Raw genomic sequence first — 18,345 nt, forward strand, 5'->3', positions numbered from 1 at the left:
GCGCGCGGTCTGCTCCGCAGACACGTCGCGGCGTCGCTACGCGACGCTTACCGGCGCTACGCGCCGGCCCCTCCGGCTCCGCCGGAGGGGGGCCCGGACTCCGTCCGGGACCGGGCAGGCACTCCGTGCCCACCCTCCCGCACCAACGCTCCGCGCTGGTACGGGGCCTGACAGCTCCGCAGTCAGGCAGAGGCGGCAGTAGCAAGGGGGGAAAGGTGTAGGCTACCGCGAACCCGTGGCCGCACGACCAGATGTGATGCTCCGTCAACCACTCCCCGGTGCGTCAAAACTGACAGCCGGATAGGTTCTGGGATGACAGGCTACCCCCGCCCCGGAAAGCCACCAGACGGGAATGCGTCAATTCTCGACCCTGCTAGATTCTGGGATGACGGCTCGGGCTCCCTCCAATTGCCGGATGGATACCGGAGCGACTTCGACTCGAAATGCTTTCACGTATTCTCCGAACGCACCCACGGCATTTCGCAGAGAACACATGATGCCGTATTCCGGCTTGGGCGTCTCGGCCTCGCCGAGGTCTGCGAGAGCCTCGCCGAGTTGCTCCAGGGCATGGGCGGGGTCGGTGACGTAGCCGAGGGTGCCGGAGGCGCCGACCGCCCACACGTGGGGCCGTCCAGGTCGATCCTGCGGGACGAGCAGGTGGCCGGCAGGGCATGAGAACAGGCCGGACAGGGCGCGGAACTCGGTTTGCGCCGACCGGAGCCGGCTCCCGGGGCGCGCTGGTTGTCCTGTGGTGGCTGGCGGGCACCAGAACGGGTGACCTTTCGGCTGGCAGCTTGCGGAAGTGATCAATCGCGCAGTGTGCTTGGCCAGCGGGCGCCGAAGGGTCAACATCCAGACCGGCGCGCCGCTCCGGCGAGCTCCGATTTGCGCTTCCGCTTCTTCAGAAAGGCACCCCAGAGGCGATGCAGCTCTACATCGACATCATCAGCGGCGACGAACTTTTCACTGACGACTTCCCCGTCAAGGAGGTGGGGGGCGCCTACGAAGTCGAGTGCAAGTTGATCGAGGTCTCCGCAGATGCCGAGGAAGGGCCCTCTGGCGGCAAGAGAACGGTGCTCGACGTGGTATTCGCGCACAGTCTGCAGCCGACGTCGTTCGATAAGAAGTCGTACGGGGCTTACCTCACGCGTTACCTGAAGGCCGTGAAAACGAAGCTGACTGAGACGGCCCCGGAGTCCGTCGAGGTCTTCGAGAAGGAGTCGGCTGCCCTGGCTAAGCGTGTCCTGGCCAACTTCAGAGACTACGACCCCCTCACGGGCCAAAGCATGAACTCTGACGGTGCGGTCGCTCTCCTGAACTACCGGGACGACGGCACTACGCCGTACCTCACCTTCTTCAAGCACGGCGTTGAGGCCACGGAGCTCTGAGGGCCGCAACCTGACCGGGCCCGGTCGGCTCCGCGCGAGCAAGAGTGTTCCGTTCACGTCCGCGGCGGCCGCCCTTTCAGGGCGGGGGGCCTGGTGAGGCACTCGAGGCCGCGCGGCGGCTCGGGGCTCTGGACGCCGGAGGCGGCCCCGGGGCGCCGTGTGGCACCGTGGCGCCGGCGCCAGGACCCCCACTCTGAAAAGAAATCCTGGGTTTACTTCCGAGCGCGCGGCTCGAACAGTAGTGCCATCGGGGCCGATATCGTGTGTCTGGTGTGGCCGAAATGTGCTGCCCGGATGGAGTCCTGATGACCGCTGCTGCGCCCCCGCCGATCTCGGAGCCGGATCCGTCGGCGCTGGTCTGCCCTGGTGACCGGGTCGGACAGTGCGCCGGGTGCCAGCGCAAGACCCATCGGTACGGCAGTGGCGGGAGCCCGCTGTGCCAGTGGTGCATGGGGCCGGTGCTGGAGCGGTGGGGGCGGTCCGTGCGATACCTCAGCACGCGTATGTGAGGGGCGGCCAGGAGTACTTTCTGCGCGCCGGCTCTCGACCGCCGATACCCCAGGGGATCGGTGGGCACGTCGGCACCCGTCCCTGATGCGCCTGCCGCTCACCCGCGGCTACGCGCTGCGCCGGGGCTTGCGAGCCGTCGTCTTCTTCGCGGCCGTGGTCTTCTTCGTGGTGGTCTTCCTGGCGGCCGTCTTCTTCGCCGGGGTCCTGGCCGTCTTCTTCGTGGGCATCTCGTGGACCTGGGCGTGGGTGCCGGTGTCCTCGCCGCGGGAGGCCTTCGCCTTGTCCACGGACTCTTGCAGGGCGGCCATCAGGTCGAGCACCTTGCCGGCCGGCTGCTCCGGCTCGGGTGCCTCGGGCAGCTCGCGGTCCTCGCGCTTGGCCTCGATCACCTTCTCCAGGGCTTCGGTGTAGTGGTCGACGAACTCCGGGCCTTCCAGGCGGTCGGTGGTCATCCGCTCGATCAGCTCCACGGCCCCGTCGATCTCTGCGTCCGAGACGTCCGCGGCCGGCGGATACAGCTCGCTCGGGTCGCGGACCTCATCGGGCCAGCGCATCGCGTGCAGGACGATCACGTCCTTCCGCACCCGCAGCAGCCCCAGCCGCTCGCGGCCGCTCCACGCGAACTTCGTCACCGCGACCCGCGAGGACCGCGCCAGCGCCCGCCTCAGTACTGGCGAACGTGGCTATGCGAACCTGCGGAATGGTTGAGCGTTCGGTGAGGCTGCCGAGCGGACCCGACCGGGGTCAAGGCCAGTCGGGGTGTGACACCGGTAGGAGTCCGTGCTCGATTGGTCGGAGTTTCTGTAGCTGCCACGCGCTTCCAGGCGGTGGCCGAAGTACGACCGCCTGCCGGCGGCGAGTCCTTCGGCGACTGACCGTGCAGTTCAAGCGCGGCGGCGCGTAAACCTGCGGTCCGTGTCTCTGCGGCGTCGAAGTGGGCCGACAGCATCAGATGTGCCTGTGCAACGAGGCCGGCCGTGCCCTTCTCAGGTGTGGCGCGGGCGAGGCAGCAGGGCGAATGCGCTCTCCGCGATCGAGGTAAGGCGGTCGGGGCTGTGGCCGTACGCGCCTATGACATCGGCCCCGCGGATGACGCTCAGCAGAAGGTATGCGAGGTCGTCGGGATCCGCGTCGGGGTCGATGTCGCCGTTGCGCTGCGCCGCTTGCACACACTCGGCCACCGCCGCCCGGACCACGGAGAAGCAGTCGTTGGCCAGGCGTTTTACCTCGGCGTCGGAGGCGCCGATCTCCAGGGCCATCTTGGCGGCGAAGCAGGCCGCCCCTGCCCGGTCGGAGGCGGGGGGTACGTCGTCGGCGAGTGGCACCCCGTGGACGGCGCGGAGCAGGTATGCGTGCAGTCGTTCCAGGGCTCCCTCGTCCGGTCCGTCGAGCATCTTCCGCGGACCCTGCGCCAGCCGGGCGACGTAGCCGGTCATCGCCTCCAGCAGCACGCCGTGCTTGCCGTCGAACGCGCCGTAGAGGCTGCCGCGGCCCAGGCCGGTGGCGGCGCTGATGTCGTCGACGCTTGTGCCGTTGTAGCCCGAGGTGCGGAACTGCCGCTCGGCGGCATGGAGGACGTGGTCGCGGTCGAAGTTTCGTGGTCTCGCCATACAAGGAAGGTAAAGCCGAGCGGCCCGTATTGACAACTCAGTACAGAACCGCCTAGGTTTCGAACTGTTCAGTAAATAACCGTCCTGAGCTGGCCGGACAGGCTTGGTCCGGGCTTGCGGGATCGGTGCGGACCGTGTCGGCCTCAGCGCGGGCGACCCCGCGCAGCACCCGACGAAGTCATGCCCGCAACAACCCAGGCGCTTCTCCCCCTCACCGCCACCGCCACCGCCACCGTCCCCGACCCGGCCCAGGAGCCGTCATGACCAAGGGCGGCGGAATCGACCCCAGCGTCCCGCCCAGCGATGCCCTGCCGACCGGCCCACGCCGGGACCGGCGGGGTGCATGCCGGCAAACCGGGCGGACACGCTGCGCTGAGCCTGGCCGGCCACGGACCGAACCCTGACCAGCTTCACAGACCAACGAAATAAAAAGAATGTCCGTATTGCGGCATTCTTCTTGTCTGAATGGACAGAACTATGGAACGCAACGAGTCTCCCGACGCGACGTACGCGAGAACCTGGAGCAGCGGCCGCGGCGAGGTGCGGTTCTTCACCCGGGCCGATGGCTCGCGGCTGCGGTACTACACGGTGGGCACTGGCCCCGCCCTCGTGCTGATGCACACCGTGCGCGGCCAGCTCGACTACTTCCAGCGAGTGATCCCGCTGCTGTGGGACCACTACACGGTCTACGCGCTGGATCTGCCCGGGATGGGGTGGTCCGACATCGTCCCGGGCGCACAGTACGAGGAGCCGCAACTGCGGGCCGCGGTCGTCGAATTCGTCCGCGGACTGGACCTTCACGACGTCACCCTGTCGGGCGAATCGCTCGGGGGCGCCCTGTCCCTGTCGGCGTCGATCGACTTGAAGGACCGGGTCAGCCGGGTCGTGGCGTTCAACAGCTACGACTACCCCCAGGGAGGCGAGCGGGGAAACTGGCTCGCCCGCGTCATCATCTCCAGCGTGCGGATGCCCGTGCTGGGCCCCGTCTTCGCCCCTCTCGAGCCGCGGCCCATCTTTCGGGCAATTCTGCAGGGCGGCTACGTCGACAAGACCCGGCTGCCCGAGGACTTCATCACCGAGCTGCTGAGGAGCGGCCGTCGCGAGGGCTACGCCAAGGTGTCCCGAGGGATCTTCCGCAGCCTCAAGGGATTCGACCGGGCCCGCGAGCGCTACCCGCGCGTGTCGGCACCCGTCACCCTCGTCTACAGCGAAAACGACTGGTCCACGCCCGCCGAGCGAGACCGAGTGGCCAACGCGCTGACCGACGTCCACCGCATCACCGTGCCCCGCACCGGGCACTTCTCCGCCCTGGAGCGCCCTGACGAGATGGCGCGGATCCTGCTCGGCGCGGCCTGACCCCAAACGGCCGGCACCCCCGCCGCCTACCTGTCCAGGCATTCGAGCTCCCCGACAAAGAAGGTTGTGACCGCCTTCAGGATCGCCACGTCCTCACCCAGCCGACGGTTCTCCGACCGCAGCCGGCGAATCTCCCTGTTCTCCTCGGTCGTGGCCCCGGGCGCCTCGCCGCCGTCAATCTCGGCCTGGGCGACCCAGTGTCACAACGACTCCTGCCCACCCCGACCTGCTTGGACCGTCAGCAACGCCGCGGTATTTGGTCGGGTACTCGGCACGGTGCTACAGCACCAGCCGGACGGTTCGGGCCCTCAGCTCGGGATCCACCTTCTTCGGCAATGACACGCATCCTTCCAACTCGGAAAGATGCGACATCAAACCGGGCCCTACCTGGTCCACGCTGAGTGTCCATCAGGGTGTGGCACTGCGACCTTCTGCTGTTCGTCCCGGCGAGGACTCCGCCGGCATCTTCGGGCCCGAAACCATGGAGCGGTTCGGGCTGCCGCTCGGCGCCATGCTCACCGAATGGGCGTCGTGGCGGTGGGCGATGTACGTGAACGTCGCCTTCGCGACCTCCGCCCTGATCGGTGCCTTGCTGCTGGCCATGCCCGTGATCACCAAGATGCCCAAGCTCGGCATTCCGGGCATCTTCATGGTGAGCGGGGGCCCGACCTGTCACGCTTGACAACTCAGTACAGAACCGCCTAGGTTTTTTACTGTTCAATACATAACCGTCCTGAGCTGCCGGGACAGGCTGTGCGCACGCCTGGCGCTATCGAGGGCAACCCATGCCTTTGAACTCCTCCGCGTCACCCGGCGTTGCGACGCCTTCCAGGCCGGACGTCCCAAGCAAACCGGGGCCGGACTCTCCACAACAGCCCCCGACGGTCGCCGACCACTTCCTGGGCTTCCTGAACAGCTCCCCCCTGCACCCACCCAGACCTCGAAGGGTTGACCGAACCATGACTGACAAGGAAAAGCAGGAGGCCATGGCTGTGACGACTCCTCCCTACGCGAGCGACGCACTGGCCGAGGGGACCGTCGACGCGGTGGTGATCGGCGGGGGCGCCGCGGGGCTGAACGGTGCCCTGATCCTCGCCCGCTCCCGCCGCTCGGTCGTCGTGATCGACAGCGGCTCCCCGCGCAACGCGCCCGCCGATGCCGTGCACGGCCTCATCGCCCTGGACGGCACCCCGCCGTCCGAGATCCTTCGGCGGGGCCGGGAGCAGGTGCGCCAGTACGGCGGACGCGTCGTGTTCGGCGAGGTGGTCTCGGCCGAGTCCGCCGCCCCGTCGGCGGACGGGGACCTGCGGTTCGCCGTCACCCTGGCCGACGGCCGCCACATCACCGCCCGCCGCATTCTGGTGGCCACCGGCCTCACGGATGTGCTGCCGCAGGTGCGCGGGCTCGCCGAGCACTGGGGGCACAGTGTGGTGCACTGCCCGTACTGCCACGGCTGGGAGGTGCGCGACGAGCCCATCGGCATCCTCGCCGCCGGCCCGGCCTCCATCGGCCCCGCGTTGTTGTTCCGGCAGCTGACTGAGGACCTGACCTACTTCACCCACGGCACCGACCTGGACGAGGACAGTCGCGCCCGCTTCGCCGCCCGCGGCATCCGCGTCATCGACTCCCCGGTCACCGAGGTCGTCAACGACGAGGACGGTGCCCTCGCCGGGGTGCGCCTGGCCGACGGCCAGGTCGTGGCCCGCCGCGTCCTCGCGGTCGTCCCGCAGATGCAGGCCCGAACCCAGGGCCTGGAAGGTCTGCGCCTGCCGGTGCAGAACCTGCCGAATGTGGGCCGCGCTTTCGCCTCCGGCACGGCCGGCACCACCGAGGTGCCGGGTGTGTGGGTGGCCGGCAACGTCACCGATCCGGTCGCCCAGGTCGGGGCCTCCGCAGCGGCCGGCGCACTGGCCGGCGCCGACATCAACAAGACGCTGGCCATCGCGGACACCGACGCGGCCCTCCAGAAGATCGCCGAGGCAAGCCCCACAGCGGCCACACGATGATCTCGAAGCCCTGAGATCTCAGCCCGTCACCCTCGCCTCACCTTCATCGGCGAGGAAACCAACCAAGCCATCCAGTTTCCAGACGGCTTTCCGTCATGCCCACCACCACCAAGCAAGGGAAGAAAATGAGTACCAGCATCGACCGCGGGGCGCCCGCCCCCGGAAAGAGGGAATCGGGCCTTCGCGGCTCACATGCCGTGCGCTGGTGGGTGCTGGTCGTCATAGGCGTGGCACAGCTCATGGTCATGCTCGATGCGACGGTCGTGAACATCGCGCTGCCCGAGGCGCAGCAGGACCTCGGCTTCAGCGACGGCAGCCGGCAGTGGGTCATCACGGGGTACGCCCTGGCGTTCGGCAGCCTGCTGCTGCTCGGCGGCCGGCTCGGTGACCTGTTGGGCCGACGTACCCTCTTCGTGATCGGCTTGGCAGGTTTCGGGGCCGCGTCCGTCGTCGGCGGCTCGGCCGGCAGCTTCGAGATCTTCGTCGCGGCACGTGTGGCCCAGGGCCTGTTCGCCGCGGTGCTCGCGCCCGCGGCCCTCTCCCTGCTCAGCGTGACCTTCACCGAACCGTCCGAAAGGGCGAAGGCCTTCGGTATCTTCAGTGCGCTGGGTGGTGCGGGCGGCGCGATCGGGCTGCTGCTCGGCGGCATGCTCACCGAATGGGCGTCGTGGCGCTGGGTGATGTACGTGAACGTCGTCTTCGCGGTCCCCGCCCTGATCGGTGCGTTGCTGCTGCTGGCCAAGCCCGCGATCACCAAGAAGCCCAAACTCGACATCCCTGGCATCGTCGTGGTGAGCGCCGCGCTGTTCGCCGTCGTCTACGGGTTCGCACACGTCGAGTCCACCAGCTGGACCGACCCGGTCGCCCTCGGCTCCATGATCACCGGCGCGGTGCTGCTCGCGGTCTTCGTATGGCTGGAGACCAGGGTCGCGCATCCGCTGCTGCCGCTGCGCGTCGTGCTGGACCGGACCCGCGGTGGTTCGTTCCTCGCGGTGTTCGTGCTGGGCATGGGGATGTTCTCGATCTTCCTGTTCCTGACCTACTACTTCGCGGCCAGCCTCGGCTACTCGCCGATCAAGACCGGTCTGGCGTTCCTGCCGATGGTCGCGGCCGTCGTCGCTTCGTCGACCACGATGGCTTCGCTGGTGCTGCCCAGGGTCGGCCCGAAGATCGTCGTCAGCACCGGCTTCCTCGTGGCCGCGTCCGGCATGGCCCTGCTGACCCGGCTCGAACTGGACAGCACCTACGCCGCCCACATCATGCCCGGCCTGATCCTGCTGGGTCTCGGCATCGGCGCGGTGATGTCCACCGCCTTCCAGGGGGCGACCTCGGGCATTCACCACGAGGACGCGGGTGTCGCCTCGGCGCTGATCAACACCGGTCAGCAGATCGGCGGCTCCATCAGCACGGCACTGCTGACCACCGTCGCCTCCTCGGCCGCGACCGACTACCTCTCCTCGCACAAGCCCAGCGCACTGGCCGCTGCGCAGGCCGGGGTCGAGGGCTACACAGCCACCCTGGCGTGGGGCTCCGGGTTCTTCGTGGTCGGTGCGGTGATCGCCGCGTTCCTGATCCCGAATCGGGCTCTGGAGCCGTCCGAGGGCGAACCCGTGATGGCCCACTGAGCCTGGATCCACCCCAGAGATGCCCTGCTACCTGCGATGACTGTCGTTCTCAAGACACGGACCAGCGCAGGAAAGCAGGGCATCTCCAGGTCTTGGACCCGCCGTCACTGCGCGCCCGACACCTCGAGAAGCAGCTGGGCTGGCAGGAGATGCTGGTCCAGGAGCTCGCACGGCGGCTGGGGGCCGACCCCGACCGGCCGGAGGAACCCAGGCCGACCGCCCTGGTCACGGCCACCCCCGCCTGCGGGGATGCAGCAACGGCAGGCCGGGGGGCCTGCGAGACAACTGGCAATGAGCGCCTTCACCGAGTAGCCCCGCGCGTGCCCTGCTCCGCCGTTCGCGCCCCGCCGGGCACCCCACGCCGCCCGGCGCACTGCCGGCGTCAGTCGGAGGGCCGAGGTCTGTTCGGCTCGCTGTCGGTGCGTCGGCTTTTGCTCAGGCTGGCGGCGTACTCCGTTCGTGAGCTGCCGGCGGCGTCGGCCCATTGGGTGGCGGCTTTAATACCGATGCCGAGGACTTGGCTGAGGACGGCGGGGGGGCATCTGGGCGGCGAGGTCCATCAGGGCGCTGTTGCGGCCGCGTCGGGAGGGCAGGCCGTAGGCGGTCAGGCGGGAGCGGAGGTGGGCCGTGCCGCGCGGGCGTCCTGGGAAGTAGCCGGGGAGGAGCCAGGGCTGGTCGGCGCGGCCGAGGCCGGGCGGGCCTTCGCGGTCTTCGGCCAGGACGAGCAGGAGACGGTCCAGCGGTGGCGGGACGTCGACGGGGTGGGTGCCGAGAGCCAGTCGGACGCGTTGCCCGGCCTGGATGACGTGGCTGGTGGTGAGGCGCGAGATCTTGGTGAGGGGCTGGCCGTAGAGGAGGACGAGCAGGCCGACGACGCGGTCGACGGTGTCGATGGTGTCGTCGTGAAGGAAGCGGTGGGCCAGACGCCACCGTTCGTCCTCTGTCAAGGAGCGGCGCGGCTTGTCGCTGGGCATGGGCGGGAAGTCGACGGGGTGGCGGATGAGGCTGCGCCGGGCGGCCCACAGGACGAAGCCGCGGGCCTTGTACCGCATCACGGTGCCGTCGCAGAGGTAGGCGTCGATGTCCTCCTGTGTGCAGGCGGCGAGGGACCTGCCGGCGTGCCGCAGCCATTGCAGGAAGTGGACTGTTTGTGTGAGGCAGTAGCGAACGCTGGCTGCGGTGTTGGGCGACAGGGGACGGTCGGGCGAGTGCCGAGAGCGCAGGCGGCCCAGGTGATGCCAGTGGGCGAAAGCGTGAACGAGCTGCCGTTCGTGGGCGTCGGGGATGCTCTCCAGCAGCGTGGGCACCCAGCGGTCCAGGGAGGCAAGTTGCTCGTCGCGCGCGGGCAACACCTGGCCAGCTACCAGGATCAGGCGCAGGAGATGGACGCCGTCTGCCGGGATGAGGTCATCGAGCATCTGGTGGGTGAGGGGGCCGCCGGTGTCGCGGATGCGGGCCAGGAGCGAGGCCCTCGCCGGCCGGTTCAGCCAGTCCATCACGGAGGAAGGCTTGCCGGAAGCCAGGACATGGAAGACCCTTCGATGTCGTCGGTGTACTGGCGCAGCTGGGGGCCGGCGGTGTCGCCGGGCAGTGGCTCGCCGACGTCAGGGTCGACGGAGATGACGACCAGGGCGCGGTCCAGGGCGTGGATGTCCGTCTCGCCGGTGATGTTCTCCAGCTGTTTCGCGGCGGCCTCGGAGAAGGCGATCCGGGCGCGGCGGGGGCCGTGCCCAGGCGTCATCAGGCGACGGCCGGCCGCTGCGCGGCGAGCCGGGCGAGTTGGGCCTCGCGGAGCTCTTCCCACGGGGTGCAGTCCTCGACCGGGGGCAGGCCGTTCTCGGCGATGTCCTCCAGGACGGCGGCGAACTGGTCGGCCCGCTCACGGGTCTGAGCCGCGTACGCGCGGACCGCGTCGGCGGCCGCGGGCTCCAGCTACTGCCGGACGGCTCCGTCGCCGGGGGCCGGCTGGTCGGTCATCGGAGCCTCCAAGCACGGTACGGGCGTGTGCCTTCACGGTATCGCTGCACGAGCCGCTTGCGGACCGGCTTGCTGCGGCTGCCCCGTCCTGTGGGTGCAGTGACTTGTTGTGGATCTTTGGCGACCTGGTGCTCGTGACCACCGCCGACGGGAGCGCCCTGGCTTGAGAAATACGAGACTGCCGGGCCGCCCAGCATCAGCAAACAAAGCAGACAGCCCAGCTGTCGGCGGCGCTGAGACAGCTAGCCGACAGTCGGCCGTGTGGGAGCTGAGGATGCAATAGGAGTCGGCATCTGCGGCTGGCCGGGCGGCGGTGTCACGGCCGAGGTCGGTGCCGATGGAACACTGGTCTGAAGGACACTCGGGTCTTTCTCCCAGACAAGATAGAGCGCGGTAAGGATGCCGAGCCCTACGAGAATGGCTGCCCCCAGCCTTGGATTTCGGTAGGCGATATACACTCCTCCGCCCGCAAGGGCGAGAGCGACGATAAGAAGCAGGGTCATCGGGACAGCCTCTGTTCTCGCGGCGAAGTATCTGACAGATTATTCATGGGGCTCCTCCTGGTCTCGTTATGAGGACGGAGCCGCGGGTCAAAATCTTTCAGCCGAGTCAAGAAATACGAAAGACCCGGACACCATCACCCCTCGTGTGGTGTCCGGGCCTTCTGCGTTACGTCGACCTCTAAACATGATGGCTGGCCAGTCGGACCTTCCCCCAAGAAGGCCACGGCCCCAATAGCCGAGATCAGGGGTCGACGTACCCCCGAACAATCGGTTCGCTACCTGGTGCATAGGTAGCGTTGATCGAACATGGTATTCCACTATCGAGACTTGCGACGCTACGAATGTCACAAGTCGGACTGACGTGCTTCGATTCTTGAGTGTATCGAGTTCTGAAGCTGGTGGATGCTCTGCAGAACGCTGGGTCGTTCGACAGACGGATCGAGGGCAAGTTCATCGACGATCTCGACGGCCACTTCGTCGCCTGCGTCTGCCGCATGGAGCCACCATGCGACTGCTGCTGTTTCGTCGTCTACCTGCTCAACGATCTCTGCGATCCTCCTCAGGACACCTCCCCGACGATTACTTTCCTGGCATCTTCTTCTTCTCGTTCTTGCCGGGACTTTCCGCTTCGGATCGTGTCGATCGCCGCATTGGCGATGGATCTGTACGCATAGCCCCGGTTGTTCGAAACGCGAATCCTGAATTCCGGATCGGGCCAGTTTTTCCAGAACCTGAGAAAAGTGTCCTGGACCGCGTCCTGCGCATCCCAGAGGTTGCCAGTGACTCGGTTAGCGACCCTGATGAAACTTGCCGTGTGTTCTTCGCAGTATTTAACGAAGTCAGCACAGGCTTCCGGGGATATCGCCCCTGTGACGCAAGTGGCTATCTCGCGTCCAGAGTTCAGGCCCGGAGTGGCGTCCGGGTCCGGGGACTCGCTGGCGAACGGAGACGTTGAGGACTCCCCGTCCTCCTGCGGGTCTTCGAAGTGGTCGCCGATCTTCATCGACGGCCCCCTTCTCGGTGCGACCGGCTCGGGCTCCGTGTCCCAGAGAGAGCACCGAGTCCGATGGGCCAGGGCGCAAACCCTGACTTGTAAGAGAGGACGGAGCAGCAAGCCGATTTCCGTCACCTTGCTTCAAGATCTTTTCCAGTTGAGCGTCTTTGCTGGTCAAGCACCTGTAAGCGGTACGCCTTCATGCGGCGAAGCCGATGTTGGTGACGTACTCGTACTGGCCCCACCGGGAGCCGAGGTCGACCACCGCGTCGTCAACCCACGCGGTGTCGAGGGCGTCGTCATCACCGGCTGCCCAGGCGGCGGCGATCCGGTCCCAGTGCCGCACGTTCAGCGTCCGGTACTCCACGGCCCGTTGGTGGGGGCGGGTGACCTGTGACTGGTTGAGCGGGTGGAACTCCACCCGGGTCCCGCGCCCCTCGCGGTTGAGGCGGGCCAGGAGGTAGCGGGCGACGTTCTCGCGCCGCACCGCGCGGTAGGCCTGCTCGATCACGGCGAGGTTCGCGCGCGAGGGGGAACGGGTGCCGGCGAGCCAGGCCCGGCTCGTGCGGGGAGTGGCGGTCAGGCCGGCCTCGCGGGCGGCGGCGCGGGCGCGGCCGGAGCGGGTGAGGTAGTACAGGCGGGCCAGCAGGCCACGCCGGGCGGTGATCGGGGCGGCGACGTACCCGGCGAGCGCGTCCATCTGCCGCGCGACGGCCTCATGGCCCTTGATACCGCGCGCGCCGAACTCGCCGAAGTCGAGATTGCGTTCAGGCACCTGCGGGGCTCCTTCCTTGATCGTCTGTGTGGCGCTGTGTGGGGAGTTCTGCCTGCCTGGCGGGGAAGGTGACGCGGCTCGGTGTTCGGCGGCGAGAGCAGTTGCTGAGGGCGCCTGGGGGCTATTGGGCCTCGGCTGCCTGCGCGGCCGTGACGGCGGCCGTTGCGGCCTGAAGAAATTCCAGCACCCGGCACCAGGTCAACTCGGCTGCGTCCGGGTCATGGTCGGCAAGCTCACGGTCGATGTAGAAGTGACCGGCACCCGGATAGCGGAAGACCTCCAGGTCAACGCTCCTCTCCCCTGCCGCTCGGCACAGCGCGGCAACACGCTCGGGCGGCGCGAAGTCGTCCGGTTCAGCGGCATGCAACTGCACCCTGAGGCCTGGACGAGCGGATACGGGAAGGTCTGCGGTGGCGTGCAGAAGAAGCACGCCGGCGGCAGCGGTGCGCTCGGGCCAGAGTTCGGAGACCACACCTGCGCCCATAGATACACCGGCGAGCACAGTCTCGTCCGGCATACCCACGAGGGCCTGCCGAGCGCGATTGACCACCGCCGCCCAGCCCACCCGCTCGACCAGCCGGGATCCCTGGTTGAGCGTGGCCGCGGTCGCGCCGCCGAAGAGGTCAGGCGTAACGACCTCATGTCCGGCTCGACGCAGCCGCTCGGCGGCAAGAAGTTCGGCCGGGCGCAGGCCGAGAACTGAGTGGAACAACGCGATGTGAACCATGGAGGCATCGTGCCGTACGGCAACTCCGCACTGTTGCAACTGCCCGCCGCAGCGGTGACTGTGAGCAGCACTTTCGATACATGCCCCCTACCGGGCCGCGGAGCAGTTCGGCGCCGGAGGCGGCCCCGGGGCGCCGTGGGGCGCCGTGGCGCCGCGTCAGGGCCCCACCCTGGAAGGGCGTTGGTCCGAGCCTGACTTCACCGGGCCCATCAGTCGCTCGTGTGCCCGGCCGTTCGTGCCGGGCACACGGGTGTGCCGGGCGAGCTGGCCAGGCTGAAGTCGCCGCCGACGGGTGCGGCGAGTTTGTCGGTGCCGGTCAGGGCGGTGAGGCTGGTGACGGGGGTGGTGCTGTCGGTGGTGGTGCCGTTGGCGAACTGGCCGGAGCCGTTCGCGCCCCAGGGGCGCACCGTGTTGTCGCTGAGCAGGATGGCCGTGTGTTCCCGGCCCGCGGCGATGAGCTGGATGCCGGTCAGGCCCCGTACGGGGACCGGCTTGGTGCGGTAGTCCGTGGTGCCGTCGCCGAGCTGGCCGGAGGTGTTCTCGCCCCGGGTGCTGAGAGCCTGGTCCGTGCCGGTGACGGCGAGGCCGTGGTCGGCCCCGGCCCCGATCGGCGCCACACTGCCGGTGGTGAGCGCGGTGTCCACGGGGGTGTTGCGGTTCTCGGTGGTGCTGTCGCCCAGCTGACCGGCCTCGTTGTGGCCCCAGGCCTTCACGATGCTGTCGCTGCTGCCCGGTGCTCCGTTCAGGGCAAGGTTGTGGTTGCCTCCGGCGGCGATAGCGGTGATCCCGCTCAGTCGGGCTACCGGGGCGGGTACGTTCCGGCCGGCCGAAGTGCCGTCTCCGAGCCGGCCGCTGGCGTTGTGGCCCCAGGCCCAGACCGTGCCGTCCTCGCGCAGCGCGAGGCTGTGGTGGAGGCCGGCAGCGATCGCGACCACCTTGTTCAGGCCCTCGACGCGCACCGGGACGCCGCTGTCCGTGTGGGTGCCGTTGCCGAGCCGGCCGTGGTTGTTGTGGCCCCAGGCCACCACGGTCTGGTCGTCCAGCAGGGGCAGGGCGTGCCGGCCGCCGCCGGCGATGTCCCGGGCGTTGGACAGATTGACGGCCTGCCCGGGGGCGTTGTGGCTGAACATGCTGCCGTCGCCGAGTTGGCCGTTGCCGTTGGCGCCCCAGGACTGTGCGGGGCCGGCGGTGTCGCCGGGCAGCGTCTGGCAGACGTCGGGGTCGACGGAGTTGACTCCCTGCGCGGGGGCTTATCGTCGGCCGGCTGTGTGTGGTCGGCGGCTGAGGGGGCGATGGGAGCCGAAGTCCTCGCCGCCCGGGCGCGCCCCGCGGGGACGCGGGGTGACGGGGCGCAGGTGGATGCGGGCGTCGAGGCCGGTTCCGGGTGCGGGGTGGAGGGTGATGGTGCCGCCGGAGGCATCGACGAGGTGGCGGACGATGGGCAGGCCGAGGCCGGTGCCGTCGTGAGGGGAGTCGGAGGAGCGCCAGAACCGGTCGAAGGCGCGCTCGCGGTCGGCATCGTTCATGCCCGGGCCCTGGTCGATGATGTGGAGTTCGCCGGCCGGGGTGCGGTGGAGGGTGATGGTGGTGCTGGGCGGGGAGACGCGCAGGGCGTTGGCGAGCAGGTTGTCGATGACCTGTTCCAGCGCGCCGGGGATCGCCCACACCTGGCCGGCGGCCGGGCCGGTGACGTCGAGGGCGACGTACTGCTCCGCTGCAAGGGGTTCCCACATCGCGACCCGCTCGGCGAGGACGGTGTCCAGGTCGACGGGTTCGGGGGTGGTGGCGGTGTTCTCCAGGCGGGCCAGGGCGAGCAGGCCCTGCACCATGCGGCCCAGGCGTTCGACCTCGCTGACGGCTTCCTCCAGGCTGGGGTGGGCGCACGCATCGAGGTAGGGCTCGAAGTTCTCCAGGCGCAGCCGCAGCGCGGTGAGTGGGGTTTTCAGCTGGTGGGAGGCTTCCGAGGCGAACGCCTGCTGGGCCCCCAGCAGGTGCTGCAGCCGGGTGGCGGTGTGGGTGAACGACGCGGCGAGGCGGCGCAGTTCGGGCGGTCCGGCGGTGGTGTCGGGCGGGTGGGTGAGCTGGCCCTCGGCGAGCTGGGTGGTCGCGGCCTCCAGGGTGCGCAACGGGCGGGTGATCCAGCGGGCCAGGCTGAAGGCGACCAGGGCGACCGCGGCGAGGACGCAGGCTCCGGCCAGCGCGAGGGCGCCCCAGATGCGGTGGACGCGGGTGCCGACCTGGTCCAGGGGGTAGGTCAGGCGCAGGGTGCCGCGGATGGTGGTGCCGGAGGCGCCGGGCATGGTCGCGGACAGCACGTCGCGGCCGTCGCCGTCCGTCGTGGTGGTGACGGTGGGCTGGTTGCGCAGCGCGCGGGCGATATCGGGCTGCGCGGCGAGGCTGAGGCCGGTGCGGGCCGCCGGGTCGGAGTCGGCCAGGACGACGCCCTGTCTGTCGGTGACCACGACGTGGCCGCCGGTGCGGGTGGCGTAGTCGCCGACCACGTCGGGCAGGACGTCGAGCCGGCCTTTTTCGATGTTCTCCTCGGTGACCTCGGCGAGCATGGAGGCGTCGCGTTCCACGCTCTGGGAGGCGCGGGAGGTCTCGCCGCGGGCGTAGAGGTAGCCGAGGGGGATCTCCAGTGCGGCCAACACGAGGACCGTCAGGGCGAGGTAACTGAGCAGCAGGCGTGTGGTCATCCGGCCGCCTCGAAGGTGGCGGGGCCACCGGGGGCGGTGAGGCGGAAGCCGACGCCGCGGGCGGTGGTGATCCAGGCGGGGTCACCCAGCTTGCGGCGCAGGGCGGCCACGTGAGCGTCGAGGGTCTTGGTGGGGCCGAAAAAGTGCGGGTCCCACACCGTGTCCATGATCTGCTGGCGGGAGCACACCGTCCCCGGGTCCTCGGCGAGGTAGGCCAGCAGGTCGAACTCCCTGGGCGTCAGGGCGACGGGCCGGCCGTCGAGGTAGACCTCGCGGGTACGGCGGCTGATCGCCAGCGGGCCCAGTTCCTGTGCGCCAAAGGACGGCCGGTGCGGTTCGGGGGTTTTTGCGGGTCCGGTCGGTGTGTAGGCGGGGGCGCCGGCGCGGCGGGTGACAGCGCGGATGCGGGCGATCAGTTCCCGCACGCCGAAGGGCTTGGCGAGGTAGTCGTCGGCGCCGAGTTCCAGGCCGACGACGCGGTCGGCTTCCTCGCCCCGTGCGGTGATCATGATGATGGGGACGGCGGAGCGGGCGCGCAGGCTGCGGCAGACGTCCAGGCCGTCCATGTCGGGCAGGCCGAGGTCGAGCAGGACCAGGTCCGGAGCGGCCGTGGTGTCGGCGAGGCCGGCGGCGCCGGTGCGGACGTGGTCCACGGTGAACCCGTAGCGGCCCAGTCCCTCGGTGAGGGGGCCGGCTATTCGGTCGTCGTCTTCGATGAGCAGGAGCCGCATGGCGCCAGGCTCGCACAGCTGTGCCAGGGGAGTTGGTGGGTTCATGGGAAGCCGCCGGGGATCGAGGAAGACGTACGGGACGGACGGTGGCAAGCGGGTGCCGTCCGGTCCACAGGGACGGGAGGACGCTGCCGGCCGGACGGCGGTGGCGGGAGAACGGTGGTGGCGGGACGGTGGGCAACGCGGACCGGGGAGTCAGCCGTCGGCGTTGTCGCCGTCCTCGCGTCCCTGGTCCTCCCGTCCGTGTTCGTCGCTGCGGTCTGGGTCCTGGCCGGTGCCCGGTGGCAGGCTGGTCTGCGTGGGTGCGGCGGTCGGACTCGGGGCGTCGCCGGGCGGTGCGGCGGTGGCCGGTGCGGTCGGCGACAGCGACTGTGTGGCCGGCGGCTTCGGCACGGGGACCTGGACGGTGCTGCCCGGGGCGGGTGGGGAGGTGACGGTGTCGCTGACCGTGGACAGAGCGAGCCCGAAACCGCCCAGGACCACGAGCGCGGCGGCGGCCGTGAGGACGGAGCGGGGACGGCGGGCCGCTTGCCGCCAGCCGTCCGCGCTCCGCACGGCCCTCCCCCTGGGGCTGCGGTGACCGGCCGGCACAGGCCGCGCAGCGCTCGGTTCACCGGTGTCCGTCGGGGCCGGATCGGCGCAGAAGGAGTGAGCGGTCGACGAGGGGTAGTCGAAGGCGTCCTCGGCGAAGCGGCCGCCGTAGCCGCCCGGCGCCGGGGCGCGGGATACCGGGTCCAGGATCGTCGTCTCCTCGGCGTCCGTGGGCGCAGAAGAGGTCTGCTCGGGCTCGGGCGGCATCGGGTCTCTCGCTCCCTCGGGTCAGGACCCGGCCGTCAGCCGGCGTCCTCGGTCTCCTCGGTGCCTTCCTTCTTGGTGTCGGTGACCTTGAAGGACTTGTCGAGGTACACCTCGATCGAGGTGCCGTCGGCCTGCTTGACCTCCACCGCGTACATACCGGGCTTCTCCGCGTCCTCCTCCGACTTCACAACCGTGCCCGGGTATGCGGCGAGCGCAGCGGCCTCCGCCTTCGTCTTCACGTCGCCGGTCAGCGGCGGCTCGGTCTTGTCATCGGCGTCACCTGCCCTCTCGCCGCCGGCGCCGGCGCCAACGCCGGCCGTGTTCTGGTCCTGCTGCTGGGTGGCCACGGACTTGGAGCTGTCGGAGCCGGAGTCGGAACCGCCGCAGGCGGTCAGAGCGAACGCCAGCACGGCGATGGGAGCGGCGAGCAGGGCACGACGGGGCAGAACACGCATCAGGGGTGTCTCCAAACACGGGGCATCACTGGAGAGTTCGCAGAACCGTGGGGCCCGCTCTCCGGGGGACGACAACAACCCTAGAAACCCGCTGTCGAGAGGCAGACCAGCAGATGGACAGAGGCAGACCAGCAGGGCACCAATGTTTCGCCACCGACACACCGCCCACCCACAGCGCCACACCCACCCCGGAT

The 18,345-nt window shown here is 69.3% G+C and carries 18 protein-coding genes and 1 pseudogene; 5 read left to right on the forward strand and 14 right to left on the reverse strand.

Annotated features, from left to right (window positions below; translation table 11 throughout):
- Positions 1 to 923 precede the first annotated feature (923 nt).
- Positions 924 to 1,388, forward strand: coding sequence for a translationally-controlled tumor protein (locus tag MB828_RS37255; RefSeq protein WP_301652025.1), 465 nt, complete (start codon positions 924 to 926; stop codon positions 1,386 to 1,388).
- Positions 1,389 to 2,005: 617 nt separating this feature from the next.
- Here MB828_RS37255 and MB828_RS37260 read toward each other — a convergent pair.
- Both MB828_RS37260 and MB828_RS37265 read right to left on the reverse strand, forming a co-directional pair.
- Positions 2,006 to 2,566, reverse strand: a complete 561-nt coding sequence (locus tag MB828_RS37260; RefSeq protein WP_343236228.1) for a Ku protein — start codon at positions 2,564 to 2,566, stop codon at positions 2,006 to 2,008.
- Positions 2,567 to 2,884: 318 nt separating this feature from the next.
- The gene (locus MB828_RS37265) at positions 2,885 to 3,508 is read right to left on the reverse strand and encodes a TetR/AcrR family transcriptional regulator (protein WP_301652026.1); all 624 of its coding nucleotides are present in this window, start codon (positions 3,506 to 3,508) and stop codon (positions 2,885 to 2,887) included.
- 477 nt (positions 3,509 to 3,985) lie between these two features.
- On the opposite strand from MB828_RS37265, the gene MB828_RS37270 reads away from it, so the two are divergent.
- The gene (locus MB828_RS37270) at positions 3,986 to 4,864 is read left to right on the forward strand and encodes an alpha/beta fold hydrolase (RefSeq protein WP_301652027.1); all 879 of its coding nucleotides are present in this window, start codon (positions 3,986 to 3,988) and stop codon (positions 4,862 to 4,864) included.
- A 50-nt stretch (positions 4,865 to 4,914) separates the two neighbouring features.
- On the opposite strand, the pseudogene MB828_RS47020 reads toward MB828_RS37270, so the two are convergent.
- Positions 4,915 to 5,061 (reverse strand): annotated as a pseudogene (locus MB828_RS47020) (transposase); the annotation flags it as partial.
- A 218-nt stretch (positions 5,062 to 5,279) separates the two neighbouring features.
- Between MB828_RS47020 and MB828_RS37275 the strand changes: the two are divergent.
- From MB828_RS37275 to MB828_RS37285, 3 genes are all read left to right on the forward strand, one after another.
- Entirely contained in the window at positions 5,280 to 5,546 is a 267-nt protein-coding gene (locus MB828_RS37275) for a hypothetical protein (RefSeq protein WP_301652028.1), read from the forward strand.
- A gap of 304 nt (positions 5,547 to 5,850) precedes the next feature.
- Positions 5,851 to 6,870, forward strand: coding sequence for an NAD(P)/FAD-dependent oxidoreductase (locus MB828_RS37280; RefSeq protein ID WP_301652039.1), 1,020 nt, complete (start codon positions 5,851 to 5,853; stop codon positions 6,868 to 6,870).
- 125 nt (positions 6,871 to 6,995) lie between these two features.
- Entirely contained in the window at positions 6,996 to 8,495 is a 1,500-nt protein-coding gene (locus MB828_RS37285; RefSeq protein ID WP_301652029.1) for an MFS transporter, read from the forward strand.
- A 497-nt stretch (positions 8,496 to 8,992) separates the two neighbouring features.
- Here the strand turns inward: MB828_RS37285 and MB828_RS37290 are convergent, their stop codons facing one another.
- The 11 genes from MB828_RS37290 to MB828_RS37340 all read right to left on the reverse strand — a co-directional run bounded on the left by MB828_RS37290 (position 8,993) and on the right by MB828_RS37340 (position 18,151).
- Positions 8,993 to 9,994: a hypothetical protein gene (locus tag MB828_RS37290; RefSeq protein WP_301652030.1), complete on the reverse strand. Its 1,002-nt coding sequence runs from the start codon at positions 9,992 to 9,994 to the stop codon at positions 8,993 to 8,995.
- Entirely contained in the window at positions 9,991 to 10,236 is a 246-nt protein-coding gene (locus MB828_RS37295) for a hypothetical protein (protein ID WP_301652031.1), read from the reverse strand. Before MB828_RS37295 ends, MB828_RS37290 begins: the two co-directional genes overlap by 4 nt.
- Positions 10,236 to 10,427: a hypothetical protein gene (locus tag MB828_RS37300; RefSeq protein WP_301652040.1), complete on the reverse strand. Its 192-nt coding sequence runs from the start codon at positions 10,425 to 10,427 to the stop codon at positions 10,236 to 10,238. Before MB828_RS37300 ends, MB828_RS37295 begins: the two co-directional genes overlap by 1 nt.
- A 1,107-nt stretch (positions 10,428 to 11,534) precedes the next feature.
- A complete protein-coding gene (locus MB828_RS37305; protein WP_301652032.1) occupies positions 11,535 to 11,978 on the reverse strand; it encodes an RNA polymerase sigma factor in 444 nt (147 codons plus the stop codon).
- A gap of 190 nt (positions 11,979 to 12,168) precedes the next feature.
- Entirely contained in the window at positions 12,169 to 12,744 is a 576-nt protein-coding gene (locus MB828_RS37310; RefSeq protein ID WP_301652033.1) for a transcriptional regulator, read from the reverse strand.
- Positions 12,745 to 12,865: 121 nt separating this feature from the next.
- Positions 12,866 to 13,471 carry a dienelactone hydrolase family protein gene (locus tag MB828_RS37315; RefSeq protein ID WP_301652034.1) on the reverse strand — a complete coding sequence of 202 codons (606 nt, stop codon included), beginning with the start codon at positions 13,469 to 13,471 and terminating at the stop codon, positions 12,866 to 12,868.
- Between the two features lie 209 nt (positions 13,472 to 13,680).
- On the reverse strand, positions 13,681 to 14,601 hold the full coding sequence (locus tag MB828_RS37320) for an RCC1 domain-containing protein (RefSeq protein WP_430381489.1): 921 nt from the start codon (positions 14,599 to 14,601) through the stop codon (positions 13,681 to 13,683).
- Between the two features lie 120 nt (positions 14,602 to 14,721).
- The gene (locus tag MB828_RS37325) at positions 14,722 to 16,167 is read right to left on the reverse strand and encodes a sensor histidine kinase (RefSeq protein WP_301652035.1); all 1,446 of its coding nucleotides are present in this window, start codon (positions 16,165 to 16,167) and stop codon (positions 14,722 to 14,724) included.
- Positions 16,164 to 16,898 (reverse strand): response regulator transcription factor, encoded by a 735-nt coding sequence (locus MB828_RS37330; protein ID WP_301652036.1) that lies wholly within the window; start codon positions 16,896 to 16,898, stop codon positions 16,164 to 16,166. Before MB828_RS37330 ends, MB828_RS37325 begins: the two co-directional genes overlap by 4 nt.
- A gap of 195 nt (positions 16,899 to 17,093) precedes the next feature.
- Positions 17,094 to 17,696, reverse strand: coding sequence for a hypothetical protein (locus tag MB828_RS37335; RefSeq protein ID WP_301652037.1), 603 nt, complete (start codon positions 17,694 to 17,696; stop codon positions 17,094 to 17,096).
- Between the two features lie 35 nt (positions 17,697 to 17,731).
- The gene (locus MB828_RS37340) at positions 17,732 to 18,151 is read right to left on the reverse strand and encodes a peptidase (protein WP_301652038.1); all 420 of its coding nucleotides are present in this window, start codon (positions 18,149 to 18,151) and stop codon (positions 17,732 to 17,734) included.
- Positions 18,152 to 18,345: the final 194 nt, after the last annotated feature.

Source organism: Streptomyces arenae (genome assembly GCF_022343545.1).
Lineage (GTDB): Bacteria > Actinomycetota > Actinomycetes > Streptomycetales > Streptomycetaceae > Streptomyces > Streptomyces humi.

Excerpts from the sequence above, each read along its gene's own strand:
- MB828_RS37255 (WP_301652025.1), top strand. The coding sequence starts at position 924 with ATGCAGCTCTACATCGACATCATCAGCGGCGACGAACTTTTCACTGAC.
- MB828_RS37265 (WP_301652026.1), bottom strand. The coding sequence starts at position 3,508 with ATGGCGAGACCACGAAACTTCGACCGCGACCACGTCCTCCATGCCGCC.
- MB828_RS37270 (WP_301652027.1), top strand. The coding sequence starts at position 3,986 with ATGGAACGCAACGAGTCTCCCGACGCGACGTACGCGAGAACCTGGAGC.
- MB828_RS37280 (WP_301652039.1), top strand. The coding sequence starts at position 5,851 with ATGGCTGTGACGACTCCTCCCTACGCGAGCGACGCACTGGCCGAGGGG.
- MB828_RS37285 (WP_301652029.1), top strand. The coding sequence starts at position 6,996 with ATGAGTACCAGCATCGACCGCGGGGCGCCCGCCCCCGGAAAGAGGGAA.
- MB828_RS37295 (WP_301652031.1), bottom strand. The coding sequence starts at position 10,236 with ATGACGCCTGGGCACGGCCCCCGCCGCGCCCGGATCGCCTTCTCCGAG.
- MB828_RS37305 (WP_301652032.1), bottom strand. The coding sequence starts at position 11,978 with ATGAAGATCGGCGACCACTTCGAAGACCCGCAGGAGGACGGGGAGTCC.
- MB828_RS37315 (WP_301652034.1), bottom strand. The coding sequence starts at position 13,471 with ATGGTTCACATCGCGTTGTTCCACTCAGTTCTCGGCCTGCGCCCGGCC.
- MB828_RS37320 (WP_430381489.1), bottom strand. The coding sequence starts at position 14,601 with ATGTTCAGCCACAACGCCCCCGGGCAGGCCGTCAATCTGTCCAACGCC.
- MB828_RS37325 (WP_301652035.1), bottom strand. The coding sequence starts at position 16,167 with ATGACCACACGCCTGCTGCTCAGTTACCTCGCCCTGACGGTCCTCGTG.
- MB828_RS37330 (WP_301652036.1), bottom strand. The coding sequence starts at position 16,898 with ATGCGGCTCCTGCTCATCGAAGACGACGACCGAATAGCCGGCCCCCTC.
- MB828_RS37335 (WP_301652037.1), bottom strand. The coding sequence starts at position 17,696 with ATGCCGCCCGAGCCCGAGCAGACCTCTTCTGCGCCCACGGACGCCGAG.
- MB828_RS37340 (WP_301652038.1), bottom strand. The coding sequence starts at position 18,151 with ATGCGTGTTCTGCCCCGTCGTGCCCTGCTCGCCGCTCCCATCGCCGTG.